This is a genomic window from Paenibacillus sp. FSL H8-0315, assembly GCF_038005365.1.
Taxonomy (GTDB): Bacteria; Bacillota; Bacilli; order Paenibacillales; family Paenibacillaceae; genus Paenibacillus_AQ; species Paenibacillus_AQ odorifer.
On the sequence record NZ_JBBOTA010000001.1, the window covers coordinates 60,614 to 75,910 of the forward strand.

Below are 15,297 nucleotides of genomic sequence, written 5' to 3' on the forward strand. Positions count from 1 at the left end.
TCGACCCGTTTTATAGGCCAAAAGTATAATTTTTACAGCAGTTTACATAAATCTATCTTTTTTTTAATTGTTTTGAGATAGGATAGTAGATGTCTAGCAGGTGGGTATTTATGGTAATTACTCACCGGACTATATCTTGAGGAGGAAGGGTATGAAGGAGAAGAATTCAGTTTGGAAAAAGAGGCTGATGAACAGCACTCTAGCTGTGGCGGTGGCCGTACCACTTCAGCTGTTCACGTTCGGAGCCGGTTCGGCGGTATTCGCAGAAGGACCAAACGATCCTGCGCCGTACATTGAGGCCAAAGTCGTCAATGAGCATGCAGGCCAGAAGATCCTGTTCGACAACACCCATGAGCAGACTGCGGGAGCAGCCGATTGGGTGATTGACGGCGCTTTTTCAGACTTTGGGAATGCCCTTGCCCAGGAAGGCTATTATGTCAAAGAACTCCGCAAGACGACTCCAATTACTTTGAGTGATCTTTCCGATTATGATGTCTACATCGTCGCCGAATCCAACGTGCCCTACAAAGCAAGCGAGCAGCTTGCGATGGCGGAATATGTGGAGGATGGCGGCAGTATTTTCTTCATCGGCGACCATTATAACGCCGACCGCAACAAAAACCGCTGGGATGGTTCAGAAGCTTTCAACGGCTACCGCCGTGGAGCGTGGGACAATCCAGCCAAAGGCATGAATGCCGATGAGGTCGCTTCTTCAGCCATGCAGGGTGTGGTTAGCTCTGACTGGCTGGCGGACGAGTTCGGTGTCCGTTTCCGCTACAATGCGCTTGGCGACATTAACGCAACCAACGTCGTGGCTCCCGATCAAGCCTTCGGCATTACAACGGGCGTATCAGCGGTAGCTATGCATGCCGGTTCAACGCTGGCCATTCTAGACCCAGCCCGTGCGAAAGGTATCGTCTACCTGCCGCAAACCAATGCTGCCTGGGCCAATGCCGTAGACCAGGGGGTCTATAACGGCGGCGGTGTGGCAGAAGGTCCCTATGTGGCAGTTGCTAAAAAAGGCGCCGGCAAGGCAGCCTTCATCGGTGACTCATCTCCTGTAGAGGATGCAACACCTAAATACCTGCGCGAAGATACCGGCGCCAAGAAAACAACTTACGATGGCTTCAAGGAAGTGGACGATGCCACACTGCTGGTTAACACCGTGAACTGGCTCGCCGAGCAGGAGAGCTATACGGATTTCACCCAGGTGAATGGCCTGACGCTAGATCAGCCGACAACACTGCTGCCATTCGAGGAGCCGGCGCTGTCCACTGAGCCGCAGCCGGAGCCTTGGGCTCAACCTAATGCTGGCTACAAATGGTATGATCACAGCACCTTCAAAGCAGGCTCCTACGGCGGACCGGCAGCCACTGCAAGTGCGGTTTATAACTTCACGCACCAGGCTGTGCTGCCAAATGCACAGAATTTTCAGATTCGGGTGAGTGCAGATAATCTTCCTGCAGGCACAAGCGTATCCGGCTTCCAGGTAGGTGTCTACCAGGTAAGCAGCGGCGCCCAAATCGCCAAGATTCAGAACAGCGACGGTACCTGGCCAAGCAGCTACGGCTATAGCTCCTCATTCAATCTGACAGGTGATCTGAACGGTCATGCCTATAAGGATCTGACGATCCAGATCAAGCCGGGCACCACAGCTGCATCCAATCTGCGCCTTCGCCAGAACAGTACAAACCTCAAGACTGAATCGGTGACGCTGGGCAATGTTCCTGCTGAACCGCTTCCGGCTGAGGAAGATCCCATTCCGGCTACAATCTCTATCAGCGACTCCCGGGCTAAGGCAGCCGGATCACTGGTAACGGTGGAGGGGACCGTGACGACTGAGCCGGGTATCTTCGGCGGACAGTCCTTCTATCTCCAAGATGGAACCGGTGGGGTTTATGTCTTTCAGAGTCAGAGCGGCTTCCACGTGGGCGATAAGGTCAAGGTAACAGCGTCCACCGCATTGTACAACACAGAGCTGGAGCTGACAGAAGCAGTGCAAATTGCGAAGACGGGCACGGCGACACTACCGCAGCCGATTGCGGCGAGCATGGTGAATGATGCCAACCAAGGCCAATTGGTTCAACTGAACGGTGTGACCGTGGCGAACATTATCAACGCTACGCCAAGCGGCTCCTTTGAATTCGACGCCGTCAATGCCGACGGGACAAGCAATCATGTGCGCGTGGATGCCCGGACAGGCATTACTAAGGATATCTTCCCTTATACAGAGGGACAGAAACTTAATATTACAGGTGTTGCCGCAATTTTTAAAGGCATCTACCAGCTCAAGCCGAGAAGCCTCGATGACTTCGCCGCAGCAGCAGAAGAGGGAGCTCCGGTAACAACGGCGACGCTTTCTGCCGAGCCTAATGCTTCCGGCTGGTTTAACCAGCCAGTCACCGTTACCCTGAAGGCGAATACAGATACAGCTAATGTTTATTACTCGCTGAACGGCAACAAGGAAGCTGAGTACAGTACACCTGTGGACCTGAAGGAAGACGGGCGGCATACATTGACATACCATGCTGTGCCGGCAAAAGGCAAAGCGGAAGATCTAAAGACGCTGAACCTCAATATTGATACGGCTCCACCGGTTGCCGAACTGAAAGAATCCGGTCATGAGGTGAGAGATGTAGAAGAAGGAGCGCAGCTTTCCTTTGAATTGACTGCTGACGATGTATTGTCAGGTGTAACCTCGAAACAGCTTCTATTAGATGGAAGACCGATTGCCGAAGGCCAGACCCTGAGCGCCGCCGATTTAGGCGCCGGCCCCCACACCGTGAAATACATCGTGCATGACGCGGCCGGCAATACGACTGAAAAGAACAATACGTTTCAGGTTATTGGCGGCCAGGTGATTGCGACTGGTAAGCCAGGACAAGCTGTGCTATCCTCCAACAGCAGCTATGCTAATGGACTTAGTGATGGTAACTATACAGTCACCATGAACCTATGGTGGGGTAATAACGGCACGAGTTACAAACTCTATGAGAACGGCACACTGATTGATTCCAAGACACTGAAAGATGTATCGCCGGCTGCCCAGACGGCAAGTACAGATCTTCATGGTAAGGTGAACGGCACTTATGTTTACACTGCGGAGTTAATCAACAAATATGGCACGACCAAGAGCGATCCGCTTACGGTCACCATAAGTGACTCCGCGCCGGGCAAGCCGATACTATCCGAAGATAACTGGGACGGAGATGGCACCTATAAGGTGTCGATGAATCTGTGGTGGGGGACTAACGCTACAGAATACCGCCTGTATGAGAACGGGGAGCTCATCGACTCGCAGCCGCTGAATGCCCATACGCCTTCGGCACAAAGTGCAGCAACCACTATCAGCGGACGCACTGCCGGTGTGTACGAATATCGGGCGGAGCTGGTCAACGCGGCGGGAGTGACTGCCAGTGATACGATCAAGGTAACGGTCATCCGCTAAACAGACTGACAGTAACAATAAAAGTAAAAAACGAAGAGCGCCGGATTCCAGGCCACTCTTCGTTTTTTACATTACCATGAGTTCAATTGTGCCTCGCAAAAAGCCCTGGTTCGCACCAGGGCTGCAAATCATGTGGATTATAGGCCGCTATCATCGGTAGTTTCGTAACCATAGTCGAAGGTCTCGATAGTACCATCATCATATTGAAGTGTGAGCTGGTCAATAATAATCGTATGTATTGTATTCTGATATGTAAAATCACTGAAAATAAATAAAGTATCATTGGGCTCAACCGGCCCCACATATTTAAGTGAAAAGCTGCTCTTGCCGTTCAGCTGATCATTGGAAGGATCGCCTACTGGATTAAACGTGCTGATGTGGGCTGTGTAATAATTGATCCTTTTTCCAGTTAAGTTGTCAGCTTCCCAAGTAAGCTTAACAGCATCGGCAGAGTTCGTACTATACTTGAATTCTAATGGCGCACCAATCCCTTGCCCGGATGGGGTATCTGCTACTGACAGATCTTCAGAGTCATCACCGACGGGTCCAGTATCATCATCCGAAGGCATATCTTCCAAGACAACGGCTTCCGGGGAAGGGGAAGGGGAAGATTCAGTAGGATTGGATCCAGTAGTGTTGGATTCAGCAGCAATAGCAGCTTTATCTAAGGTACTAGGCGGTATTTCTTCGATAACGGGATTACTTGCCACAGTCTGCCCATTGAAGCGTGTTTCAACGCTAGGGGCCACGTAAATCCCTAAAAGAAAAGCTATCATGATGGATAAAACATAGATGAGGACTAGATTGAACCGACTCAAATACACACTTCCTTTATTGTTATTTTTAATATGAACCTACTTATAATGACATGATTCCTAAGGATTTGACAATATTATTGTGAAAAATAGTTGCGACTGTGCAGAGACCAAATGTTTAAAGATCAACTCATTTAATAGGGGTTGATTTTTTTATGTCCTACATAAAATAAATCAATTTAAGACTATTAATTTAAAAAGATTATGCTATAATCGTAATTATTACGATTAAGATTTTGGAGTTGAATGCCATCAATCGATACTTGTTGCAACGCTTATTGCAGCTCATCCCCGTGCTGCTCGGCATCTCTTGCATTACCTTTGCGCTGATGCATTTAACACCAGGTGATCCAGCGGAGATCATGCTGCGTGCTGACGGCATCAAACCTACGCAGGAAGCTATTGAGGCGACCAGACATACACTTGGTCTGGATGGTCCTGTACATAAGCAATATTTTCACTGGTTGAACCGGGTATCCCATCTCGATTTTGGCTTATCTTACAGCAGCGGTCGTCCAGTGTTCACAGAGCTGATGAGTCGTTTTCCGGCAACTTTACTGCTCAGTGCCTGTTCCGTATTGTCCGCTATTCTTATTGCCCTGCCGATAGGAGTGGGGTCTGCATTATATCCAGGTAGAATGCTTGATCGACTGGGAAGAGTATGTGCAATGCTCAGTGTTTCAATGCCAGGATACTGGCTAAGTCTGCTTCTGATTTATTATGGTGCGGTGAAGTTTAAGCTATTTCCTGTGATGGGAATGGATGAGGTATCCAGTGTCATTCTACCTGCCCTCACACTAGGATTTGGTATGGCAGGAGTCTACATCCGCTTGATTCGTTCCAGTCTCCTAGACGTTTTGGGCAAGCGTTACATCACAGCAGCTAGAGCTAAGGGGCTGCAGGAATGGAGAATAATCATTCGGCATGCACTTCGTAATGCGCTTCTTCCGAGTCTTACCCTCCTTGGGGTTAACATAGCGGGGCTATTAGGCGGTTCCGTTATTGTTGAAACTATATTTTCTTGGCCGGGAATTGGTAAGTATGCCATTGAGGCGATTTTTGCGAAAGACTATATTGTCATTCAGGGTTACGTATTATGGATGGCTGTTGTCGTTGTCCTGATTAACTTGACAGTGGATTTATTACATCTGCTGCTGGATCCGCGAATCAGGCTGCGGTGACGATTTAGAAGGAGCGGATTGTCATATTTCGTATTAGCTTATTTAAGAATAAGGGAGCAAGGTTAGGAGCGGGCATAGTACTTTTGTTCATATCCGTTGGACTCTTTGCCCCATGGCTTTCACCTTCCGATCCGCTGCAGATTCACATGGAACTCAAACTGGCTACACCTTCCTGGCAATACCCGCTCGGTACGGATCATCTGGGACGTTGTGTCTTATCCCGATTAATCTATGGGACCCGAACCTCCCTGAATGATTCGTTTATGGTGTTGATCGTTGTTTTTGCGATTAGCATCCCTGTTGGTTTACTGGCTGGTTACGCTGGCGGCAAGATCGATCATTTGATTATGCGGATCATAGATATATTGCTTGCCTTTCCCAGCTTAATCCTATCCCTTGCTATTACAGCCATGCTAGGTCCCAGTATGAAGAATCTGCTAATCGCATTTGCTGCTGTCTGGTGGACGGGGTATGCCAGAGTGATACGCAGTATGGTCCTTCAAATCAAGGAAAGTGAATATATTACAGCGGCCAAAGCGTCAGGCACTTCTCATTTACAAATTATTTTCAGGCATATTCTGCTGAACGCAGCCCGGCCTATTCTGGTTCTTGCTTCTATGGAAGTGGGTACGATTATGCTCTCCATTGCGGGTTTGTCCTTTCTGGGTTTGGGAGCTCAGCCGCCTACACCGGAATGGGGAGTAATGCTGAACGACAGCCGTGCCTATATTCAAACGGAGCCGCGGTTGATGCTATTTCCGGGAATGATGATCATGCTGGCGGTTCTGGGCTTTAATCTGTTGGGAGAAGGCTTGCGACAACCAGAGCGTGCTTTCAATTCTGTAGTAAAGTGGGGGGCCAGAATATGATGGCAGAGTCTCCACTGCTGAAGGTCAGTCATTTACGCACCTGCTTTCACACAGGCAGTTATAAAGTTACAGCGGTTGATGATGTCAGTATCGAGGTGAAATCCCGGCAGATTGTCGCACTTGTAGGTGAGAGCGGCAGCGGTAAAAGTGTTACGGCAATGTCCATATTAGGATTAGTAGATTCTCCAGGCATAGTTGAGAGTGGAGAAATCTGGCTTAAGGGTAACAATCTTCGTGAGTGCTCCAGCCGTCAGTTACAGAAACTTCGGGGAACAGAAATGGCTGTTATCTTTCAAGATCCTATGAACGCGCTGAATCCGGTACTTACTATTGGCAGGCAGATCATGGAGACGATTAAACTGCACAAGCGTATATCGGGAAAAGAAGCAAAGCTGCTTGCCATGAGGCAGATGGAGCAAGCAGGGCTCAGCGAGCCTAAATTGCTTTTCAATAAATATCCTTTTCAAATTAGCGGTGGTATGTGTCAAAGAGTAATGATCGCCATCGCCCTGGTATCCGGAGCACAATTGCTAATTGCAGATGAGCCTACAACGGCATTGGATGTAACCATTCAAGCCCAGATTCTTAAAGAGCTGGACCGAATCAGATGGACGAACAATGTCGGCATTCTATTAATTACCCATGATCTTGGCGTTGTTGCGGAGCTTGCAGATTATGTATATGTGATGAAGTCCGGGAAGATTGTGGAATCAGGCAATGTGTTTGAACTCTTTTCTAATCCCGTGCATCCCTATACTAAATATTTAATTGAGTGCAGATAACAACGGTAATATTACATTTTTTAGGGACGTGGTGATCTTGAAGATATTGGAAGCGGTAAGCCTGAACAAGAAATATGGGATGGAAAGGGGGTGGTTCACACGTAATGTCAGAAGTGTTCATGCCGTCAACAACCTGTCTCTCAGTCTGGAGAGCGGTGAGACCCTTGGTTTAGTGGGGGAAAGTGGCTGTGGTAAGAGCACTTTGGCCAGACTTCTGCTGGGACTGGAGAAACCATCCTCCGGAAGAGTTATGTACCGGAACGAGGATTATACGGATTGGACCTTTAGCGAAATGCGCATGATCCGCAGGAAGATGCAGATGGTGTTTCAGAACAGTCTGGCTTCATTTAATCCGTTGTTTACGGTAGAGCAGATTATCGGGGAGCCTCTTCAGAACTACGGAGAGAGGAAGGCTGGAGCCCGCAGGGCCACGGTAGCAGACACACTTGAGCTTGTGGGACTTGAACGGCAGCATATTCACCGCTATCCGCATGAACTCAGCGGCGGACAGCAGCAAAGGGTCGGAATTGCGCGCGCAATCGCCTTGCGGCCGGAGCTGATTATCTGCGATGAACCTTTCTCAAGTCTCGATGTCACCCTGCGAAAGCAAATGATGGATCTGCTGCAGGAGTTGAAGCATGAGCTGGGATTATCCTATGTATTCATTACACATGACTTGTCAGTTGTAAATCGTTTTTGCGACAGTGTGGCTGTGATGTGTCAAGGGGAAATTGTAGAGAAGCAATCGGGTGCAACCATGTTGCAGCAAGCAAACCACCCTTATACAAAAACATTGCTCTCCTCGGTACCTGTGCAGGACCCCCGCTTAAGAAAGAAGAGACTGGGAGAAGAGTGGCAACCCAGCCATTCCTATGATGTTAAGTAGAGAAAGGATGTACCAAGAATGAGAACGAACCCTAAGACAAAAAACCTATTATCAAAATCGTTATTCTTTATGCTTCTTGTAATAGTTGTGTTGATATCAGGTTGCAGCAACAGTAATAACAGCAATTCTACGGCTAGAGCCAATAATACCGCCAATAATGAAGCTGCACAAGGATCTGAAGCTCAGGACAAGACAGTCACTGTTGCTATATCGTCTGATGCCGGTATAGACCGATTGGATGCCGGTGCCTATGATGGTTCGATGAATGTGCACGCGATGATATATGAGGGGTTAGTGGAGTATGGTGAAAAAGGCGAAATACTGCCGTCGCTTGCGGAGTCTTGGGATATTTCAGAAGATGGGAAAGTATATACGTTCCATCTTCGCCATGACGTCAAATTCTCTGACGGTACGGAGTTTAATGCCGACGCAGTTAAATTCTCCTTCGAACGCTGGATTAAGGATCCAGCCAATTCGTTAAATGTAGCAACTGCGATGCAATCCCTTGTTGTTGTGGACGAACATACGATCACAATGACATTCAACAAAGCGTATTATCCCTTCTTAACCGAGTTATCCTTTGCAAGACCGGTCCGAATTATCAGCCCTTCCGCTGTGGAACCCGCAGGAGATATTACGGGTAAATTCATCAAAGCGATTGGAACTGGCGCATGGATGGCAGAGAGCTACAAAACAGATCAGGAAGCCATACTCGTCAGAAATCCGAATTATTGGGGAGAAATGCCGAAGCTGTCGAAAATTATTTTGAAGGTAATCCCAGATCCACAGTCCAGAGTACTAGCGCTGCAAGCTGGAGACATTGACATTGCCGGGGGACAAATGGGAAAGATTCCAGTCGAAAGCGTGCCAGTGATTGAAGCGGATTCTTCACTAACTTTGCAAAAAGCACAAGGAACAAACTCTCATTTCATGATCTTTAACTACAAAACGCCCGCACTTCAAGATCTGAATGTGCGCAAAGCTATCAATTTGGCAATTAATAAAAAAAGCATTGTCGAAGATCTTATGGACGGTATCGGCAGTGAAGCTCAAGGCCTGTTCCCGCTGACAGTTCCTTATGTGACGGAGTCCAATAATACTTGGTACGGCTTCAATCCGCTGGAAGCGAAGCAACTGCTAGCAGCTGCCGGTTACACGGATTCGGACGGAGATGGAATTGTACAGAAGGACGGAGCCCAGCTTGAGCTTAATTTCGTGCTGCAGCAGGCTGAATATCCCGAATGGAAGTCCATCAGTGAACTGGTTCAGTCTGAGTTAAAGGAGATTGGCATTAGAGTGAATCTTCAGGTTCTTGAGCCGAATGCTTATTATGATGCCTTATGGACAAGCAAAGCTTATGATCTAATCATGTACCGGACTTATGATGATGCTTATAATCCGCATGCATTCTTGCTGTCCCTATTTCATAAAACAGCTGACGCATCTGCTGTCGTATGGTCTGATCCTGGACTAGAATCACTGATTGACACAGCAGTAGGAACAACCGATATTCAGGAACGTCAGACCGCATATGACTCCATTTTCTCCAAATTGTATCAGGAGGCTATGTTTGCAGCTATTTATTTCCCTGACGATATCTTAGCAGTAAATAATAGAGTGACTGGATTTAAACCGGGGTACTCCACCTTTATGCCGGTCTTCTGGAATCTACTCGACATAGGAGAAAAATGATGTTAAAAGAGATTTCGAAATACTGGACATCAAGCTCGGAGAGTTATGACAAAGTCATACAGACTCAATTCCGCAGCAAAAAAACCATAAACCTCTGGAAACAACTGCTTAATAAAGGGTTGGGAACAACTACCCAGCAAAAGGTGCTGGATGTGGGAACAGGGCCTGGCTTTTTCTCCATACTCTTATCACAGATGGGTCATCTGCCTACAGCGGTGGATACCTCTCAGGGAATGATCGATAGAGCTTCACGAAATTTTGAGAGTTATGGATATAAAGTTCCAGCTTATGTCGCTGATGCTGCCGATTTGCATATGGAGCTAGAGAATAGCTTTGAGGCAGTGGTCTGCAGGGATGTAGTATGGACGCTTCCTGATCCACAGAGGGCTTATGCTGAATGGTATCGGATTCTAAAACCGGGCGGGACCCTGATTATTTTTGACGGCAACTATTTGTATAAAGAGAGCAAGACTGTATTCCATAGATTTTGGTATGCCTTGTCCTGGACACTGATTCTACTCACAGAACAAAGAATCCGCCAGCGAAGCAGTCAAGATAAAAGCCTGCTAAGCGAGTTGCCATATGTTAATGTATTACGGCCTGAAGCTGACGAGACAGCGCTGAAACAGGCCGGGTTCCGAACCATAGATGTTCACCGGAACTTTATCCCTGCCCGTGCGATGCCGCTAGATTATTTGAAATACGGTTACCAGAATGTAAACCGGTTCATGATACTTGCCAAGAAGGAGTGAATGATAAATGGGTTTCCTGGCTTCTTCTCTGTGATTCTTTCGAGTGCCGGGCATCTGGTTACTGCGATCGATTGTACCGACAATATGCTGGAAGAAGCACGTGCCCACTCCATTCGGGAAGGTGTAACCGTTACTTTCCGCAAGATGGATTCGCACAAGCTTGACTTTGCTGCGGAGAGCTTCGATCTAATCGTGTGCCGCAATGTCACCTGGAGCCTTACCGATCCCCGCAGTCAGCCTACAAAGAGTGGAGAAGTGTACTTAAGCCTGGGGGACGGCTGCTGGTTTTTGATGCCAACTGGAATCGCCATCTCTGGGACGAAGAGATGCAGCAAAAGCGAGTAGAGGATCAGCAAACCTATGTAGATAAGGGCTTTGGTGAACTCCCGCATCATAAGGACATAGAGGAGACAGACCGTCTGAGTCTTGTATTGCCGCTGACCAGAGAATGGCGTCCCGAGTGGGATATACGGACTCTCAAAAAAGAAGGCTTCGCTAATATTTTTGCTGAAGAGAATTTGAACGCAAAAATTCTGGATGAGAAACAGCAAGTCTTAAACCGGTCAACACCGATATTCATGATTTGTGCTGAGAAATAATAGAATAGTGAGAACCTACACATATTAAATGAAGTATACAATAAAAAGTAGCGATCTCTAATGAGAAACGCTGCTTTTTGAGTAAAGGACAAGAACATTATTTCATTTCCGATTTGATGTTAATCTAAAACTTCTTTTTTTGTCTTGTTCATATTCCGTTCATATTGTCGTCACGAAGAGTACATCTTGATTGATTACACTTTGAATATGTCGTCAAGGCGGCACTTCAGATACAGGGACAAGGAAGGGAAGAGATGAACGTGGCAAATAAGGTAGAAATAAAAACAACAGGGACTAAGAGCCACAAGAAACGGAACCTATGGTTAAAAATAATCGGAGGTATTGTAGGGGCGCTCGTGCTGTTCATGGGCATCGTTTTTATCGTTGATGCAATCAGCGACGGGGTAGAGAAAAAGAAAATCGAATCGTATGGCCAGTATGTCAATGTGGATGGGAAAAAGATGAATGTGCTTATTCAAGGCAGTGGAGAACAAACTGTTGTACTCCTACCGGGACAAGGAACCCCGACGCCTGCACTTGATTTCAAATTGCTGATCGATGAAATTACCCCTAATTATAAAGTCGTGGTGGTCGAGCCTTTCGGTTATGGTTTGAGCGATGAAACCGAGAAGGAGAGAACGACTGAGAATATAGTAAGTGAGGTTCACGAAGCATTGCAGCAACTGGGTTTAGACCGTTACATTCTAATGGGACATTCCATCGCGGGACTTTACGGAGCGACCTATGTGAACACATATCCGGATGAAGTTCTTGCTTTTGTCGGCATCGATAGCAGCGTTCCCAATCAACCCGGAATGGATGTCAAATTACCTTTGAACGCCATGAAATTTCTTCAAAAATCAGGTCTAATGAGATTGGTCCAAAAAGTGAGCGGAGATCCCTATGAATCGCTTGCGTTCGATGAGCATACCAAAGAACAGATGCGTTTGATTTCGAATCAAGTCGCGACCAATCCAACGTTGATGAATGAACTGGGCCACCTCGGTTCCAATTTCAAAAATGGAGAAAAAATCACAATGCCAAATGACTTGCCGCTGCTTCTCTTCGTTCAATCAAATAACGAGCACAATAAACAGTGGATTCCGCTGCATGAGGAGCAAGTCAAACAATCCGCACAGGGCAAAATGATCCCAATGGAAGGTTCACATTATCTGCATCATACAAAATACAAAGAAATCGCCGAGGCATTCAAAGAGTACATGAAACAAATTCAAATTCAATAGTAGGGTTGATAATTAAACTGCGGAGCCGAACTTGGTTCCGTGGTTTCTTTGTTTTTTCATTTATAAACACGATTTTTAAACCTTATTCCTGGGACATTGGAGTATGGTATACCTCAAGACAAATTTTGGTCATTTCGTCTATGGATTTTGCAAAGTCTGATTGTATCCATTTAAGGAGAACATTATAGAGGGCCCCCGCTTTAAAGTATATTCGGTACACATTCTCGTCGCTTTTGTCATGAGCAGTAGAAAGCATCATTTCATTCAAGCAATCCAGAATTACATGATCAAACTTTGCACTCTGAAGTGCTTTGTAGATGTTCCGCTGCTGAAAAATAACTTCAAAAAGCACTTTGATAAATTTTTGAGGTTCTTTAGCTTTGCCTGTTAATTCATTGGTGTAAGGTAAGAGTTTTTGATTAATTTCAAAAATAAGCGAATCGACCAAATCCACCAGGATCTCTTGCTTGGAGGAATAGTTGTTGTAATAGGCTGTTCGAGAAACCCCTGCGCGCTTCACAATATCGGTGATGGTGATTTTGTCAAAAGGCTGTTCCTGGATCAAGAAGACTAATGCCGTACAGATGGCTTCTCTTGTCAAATGGTTGGTTTCTTTATTGGAACGATGCTGAGAGGTATTTGGACTGTATAATTCATGATTTGAGATGACATTTCCCCTCCGTTTGTACATTCTGATGTTCGTTTCATTGTTTTTCATGAGTCTTTTCAATATGCTAAAACCATAAGGCATTACAAATGTAATGTCAAAATAATCGTTAGTTAAAATGGGAGGGCGTCATGTTAGAAATCTTATATAGACGATTGTCAGCAGTGCTGCTTTTGATCCTAGCACTAAGTGCTACGGTATTCATTGGCGAAGAAACGGTAATCTCAATCGTGACCATCATCTTTTTATTAGCAGAATTAGGCATCTCTTTTTTACTATTAAAGAAGCGTGAGAAGTTACATGTAGTATTTATTAGTGCGATGGTGGCAGAAGGGTTATTCTTACTAACAAGAAATTTTTGGCTGCTTGCGCTTTCTATCCTCTTGCTGATCATAGCGGGCATATGGAGAGGACTCTTGGGGCAAAAGGTAAGCAGAAGAGTTACTCCGTTTCTAGTGGTTCGTAAAGTGTTATTCAGCATTGCTGCACTTATCGTTACTGCACTTTGGGGTATTGGAGTCTATGCAAAACCTATTACAACACCTGTAGCATTAGCTGCTGATACGACAGTGACGATCGATGAACGCAATTTGGATTCTGCAGCAGTGATGCTCAAAGATATTGAAGTAATGAATTCTTTTGGAAGCCGTACAACCGGCTCTGAGGGTCACAATCAGTTTATTGCTTGGCTGGAGCAGCAGGTATCTGATATGGGGCTGCAAGTTTATCGTGATCGCTATACTTTTGACCGATGGGAAGAAAAGAACAGTACTTTAATGATTGATCAGCAGGAAATTCATGTCTCTTCAGCTTTTCCCTATTCCGGGGAAACTGACGAAAAAGGTGTAACTGGGGAGCTGGTGTATACGAAGCGTGGTGAATATGGCCAGGCCAGCGGAAAAATTGCTGTCATTGAAATTGAGAATTTCAGAAATTTTCCAAGTGGGATCGTTATGAATATGCGGGATTCATCACCAATGGACAACCAAATTGCCCCAAATGAAGGCGATCTGGTCCTCACTACAGCATTAAAAGAAGCTAAATTGGAGCAAGCGAAGGAAATGGGCGTAAAAGCTGTTGTTTTAGTCTGGAAAGGGGTATCTGACGATAAGGTTGAAGAGCAATATGTGCCTTTTACCACCGATTATGCTGGAATCCCTGCGATTTGGGTTAATGAAACGGAAGGGAAAAAGGTGATCAGCGCAGCTCAGGAGCATAAAGAAGGTACGGTTATTTTAGAAGCGGAAATACAAAAAGATGCCCCAACAGAATCCTTTTATGTGAAAATTGACGGTAAGAATAAAGACGAAGCAATTATCGTAAATACTCATACGGATGGGATAAATGTGGTGGAGGAGAATGGCGCTGTGGGCATGCTGTCTATGATTCGTTACTTACAGCAGGAGCAGCCGGAACGTACGATGATATTTGCTTTTGTGACAGGGCATTTTAGATTACCGGAGTTCAAAGGTTCCTCTCAGGCAACTTCCACCTGGATGGAGGGGCATCGAGAGCTGTGGGATGGCAAGAATGGCCATTTAAAAGCTGTAGCTGGAATTACGGTTGAGCATTTAGGCAGCATGGAGTGGAAGGACGATGATACGGGTCATTATGGTCCAACTGGACAAATAAGTACAGAATATACCTATGCAGGCAATGAAATGATGGCAGGCATTTGGCTGAAGGCTATTGAAAAGACAGATAGCACACGTACTGTATTATTGCGTGGACATAACAAGTTTGAGTTTGGAGAGAGTCAGCCCTTATTTGAAGCAGGGATACCAGTGATTGGTTTCATTCCAATGCCCGACTATCTGCTCGTGGATAGTGACAACAGAGAGATGGACAAATTTGATGCAAAGCTAATGCATACGCAAATTGTATCGTTGCTGAAAGCGGTCAAGCTAGTGGACGGAACGGAGACGACTAAGCTTGGGAAATCAGATGGGTATTCTTTTTTCTACGGTCGTACTAAATGATAGTAGCAGTTCAAGATTTGTCATGACAAAGATGAAATTAGCTTTAATTCAAAAAACACTGATGATTTGAGTCAGTGTTTTTTGTTGCAAAAAAGGGGATATATTACGGCTCAAAATGAGAAAATATCGTTTTTTTGCTAGCATCGAAGTAGGAGGGAACTTGTGACATCACATATGCACTAATCAATCAATAGCTCCTTCGGGTACTTTTTGTGTTATTCACTGAGTTGTCAGAAAGATTTGACCCTTTCTTGAACGTTTAGGGATTAAGAGATATCTGTGATTGAATTACTTGCAATTTAAGATAAGATGATTTTAATCATTAGGTCACATTATAATTTTGACTGTTCAGTATCAGGTAAATCGGGCTCGCCAACTCTTGC

13 protein-coding genes are annotated in these 15,297 nt (G+C 45.8%); 11 read left to right on the plus strand and 2 right to left on the minus strand.

From position 1 onward, the window contains the following. Positions 1 to 151: 151 nt before the first annotated feature. A complete protein-coding gene (locus MHB56_RS00125) occupies positions 152 to 3,448 on the plus strand; it encodes a chitinase N-terminal domain-containing protein (protein WP_341143109.1) in 3,297 nt (1,098 codons plus the stop codon). A gap of 137 nt (positions 3,449 to 3,585) precedes the next feature. On the opposite strand, the gene MHB56_RS00130 is transcribed toward MHB56_RS00125, so the two are convergent. After that, positions 3,586 to 4,266: a hypothetical protein gene (locus tag MHB56_RS00130; protein ID WP_339167900.1), complete on the minus strand. Its 681-nt coding sequence runs from the start codon at positions 4,264 to 4,266 to the stop codon at positions 3,586 to 3,588. 239 nt (positions 4,267 to 4,505) lie between these two features. On the opposite strand from MHB56_RS00130, the gene nikB reads away from it, so the two are divergent. The 9 genes from nikB (at position 4,506) to MHB56_RS00175 (ending at position 12,268) form a co-directional block, all read left to right on the plus strand. After that, a complete protein-coding gene (nikB, locus tag MHB56_RS00135; protein ID WP_254857073.1) occupies positions 4,506 to 5,444 on the plus strand; it encodes a nickel ABC transporter permease in 939 nt (312 codons plus the stop codon). A gap of 23 nt (positions 5,445 to 5,467) precedes the next feature. After that, positions 5,468 to 6,313 (plus strand): nickel transporter permease, encoded by an 846-nt coding sequence (gene nikC, locus MHB56_RS00140; protein WP_076184910.1) that lies wholly within the window; start codon positions 5,468 to 5,470, stop codon positions 6,311 to 6,313. Further along, positions 6,310 to 7,095 carry an ABC transporter ATP-binding protein gene (locus MHB56_RS00145; RefSeq protein ID WP_076302952.1) on the plus strand — a complete coding sequence of 262 codons (786 nt, stop codon included), beginning with the start codon at positions 6,310 to 6,312 and terminating at the stop codon, positions 7,093 to 7,095. The genes nikC and MHB56_RS00145 overlap by 4 nt, the downstream gene beginning before the upstream one ends. A 37-nt stretch (positions 7,096 to 7,132) precedes the next feature. Next, a complete protein-coding gene (locus MHB56_RS00150; RefSeq protein WP_076302953.1) occupies positions 7,133 to 7,981 on the plus strand; it encodes an ATP-binding cassette domain-containing protein in 849 nt (282 codons plus the stop codon). Between the two features lie 18 nt (positions 7,982 to 7,999). Next, positions 8,000 to 9,673 carry a nickel ABC transporter substrate-binding protein gene (locus MHB56_RS00155; protein WP_076302954.1) on the plus strand — a complete coding sequence of 558 codons (1,674 nt, stop codon included), beginning with the start codon at positions 8,000 to 8,002 and terminating at the stop codon, positions 9,671 to 9,673. Then, positions 9,673 to 10,425 carry a class I SAM-dependent methyltransferase gene (locus MHB56_RS00160; RefSeq protein WP_341143110.1) on the plus strand — a complete coding sequence of 251 codons (753 nt, stop codon included), beginning with the start codon at positions 9,673 to 9,675 and terminating at the stop codon, positions 10,423 to 10,425. Before MHB56_RS00155 ends, MHB56_RS00160 begins: the two co-directional genes overlap by 1 nt. After that, positions 10,426 to 10,770 (plus strand): class I SAM-dependent methyltransferase, encoded by a 345-nt coding sequence (locus tag MHB56_RS00165; protein WP_076302956.1) that lies wholly within the window; start codon positions 10,426 to 10,428, stop codon positions 10,768 to 10,770. Continuing rightward, the gene (locus MHB56_RS00170; protein ID WP_076302957.1) at positions 10,752 to 11,024 is read left to right on the plus strand and encodes a hypothetical protein; all 273 of its coding nucleotides are present in this window, start codon (positions 10,752 to 10,754) and stop codon (positions 11,022 to 11,024) included. Before MHB56_RS00165 ends, MHB56_RS00170 begins: the two co-directional genes overlap by 19 nt. Before the next feature lie 254 nt (positions 11,025 to 11,278). Beyond that, positions 11,279 to 12,268 (plus strand): alpha/beta fold hydrolase, encoded by a 990-nt coding sequence (locus MHB56_RS00175; RefSeq protein WP_076184906.1) that lies wholly within the window; start codon positions 11,279 to 11,281, stop codon positions 12,266 to 12,268. Positions 12,269 to 12,350: 82 nt separating this feature from the next. Here the strand turns inward: MHB56_RS00175 and MHB56_RS00180 are convergent, their stop codons facing one another. After that, a complete protein-coding gene (locus MHB56_RS00180; RefSeq protein ID WP_341143111.1) occupies positions 12,351 to 12,986 on the minus strand; it encodes a TetR/AcrR family transcriptional regulator in 636 nt (211 codons plus the stop codon). Positions 12,987 to 13,066: 80 nt separating this feature from the next. Here MHB56_RS00180 and MHB56_RS00185 point away from each other — a divergent pair, with 80 nt between their 5' ends. Beyond that, the gene (locus MHB56_RS00185; protein ID WP_076184905.1) at positions 13,067 to 14,914 is read left to right on the plus strand and encodes a hypothetical protein; all 1,848 of its coding nucleotides are present in this window, start codon (positions 13,067 to 13,069) and stop codon (positions 14,912 to 14,914) included. The last annotated feature ends 383 nt before the right edge of the window (positions 14,915 to 15,297 follow it).

Coding starts and splice junctions, on each gene's coding strand:
- MHB56_RS00125 (WP_341143109.1), top strand. CDS start 152: ATGAAGGAGAAGAATTCAGTTTGGAAAAAGAGGCTGATGAACAGCACT.
- MHB56_RS00145 (WP_076302952.1), top strand. CDS start 6,310: ATGATGGCAGAGTCTCCACTGCTGAAGGTCAGTCATTTACGCACCTGC.
- MHB56_RS00155 (WP_076302954.1), top strand. CDS start 8,000: ATGAGAACGAACCCTAAGACAAAAAACCTATTATCAAAATCGTTATTC.
- MHB56_RS00160 (WP_341143110.1), top strand. CDS start 9,673: ATGTTAAAAGAGATTTCGAAATACTGGACATCAAGCTCGGAGAGTTAT.
- MHB56_RS00165 (WP_076302956.1), top strand. CDS start 10,426: ATGATAAATGGGTTTCCTGGCTTCTTCTCTGTGATTCTTTCGAGTGCC.
- MHB56_RS00170 (WP_076302957.1), top strand. CDS start 10,752: ATGCAGCAAAAGCGAGTAGAGGATCAGCAAACCTATGTAGATAAGGGC.
- MHB56_RS00175 (WP_076184906.1), top strand. CDS start 11,279: ATGAACGTGGCAAATAAGGTAGAAATAAAAACAACAGGGACTAAGAGC.
- MHB56_RS00180 (WP_341143111.1), bottom strand. CDS start 12,986: ATGAAAAACAATGAAACGAACATCAGAATGTACAAACGGAGGGGAAAT.
- MHB56_RS00185 (WP_076184905.1), top strand. CDS start 13,067: ATGTTAGAAATCTTATATAGACGATTGTCAGCAGTGCTGCTTTTGATC.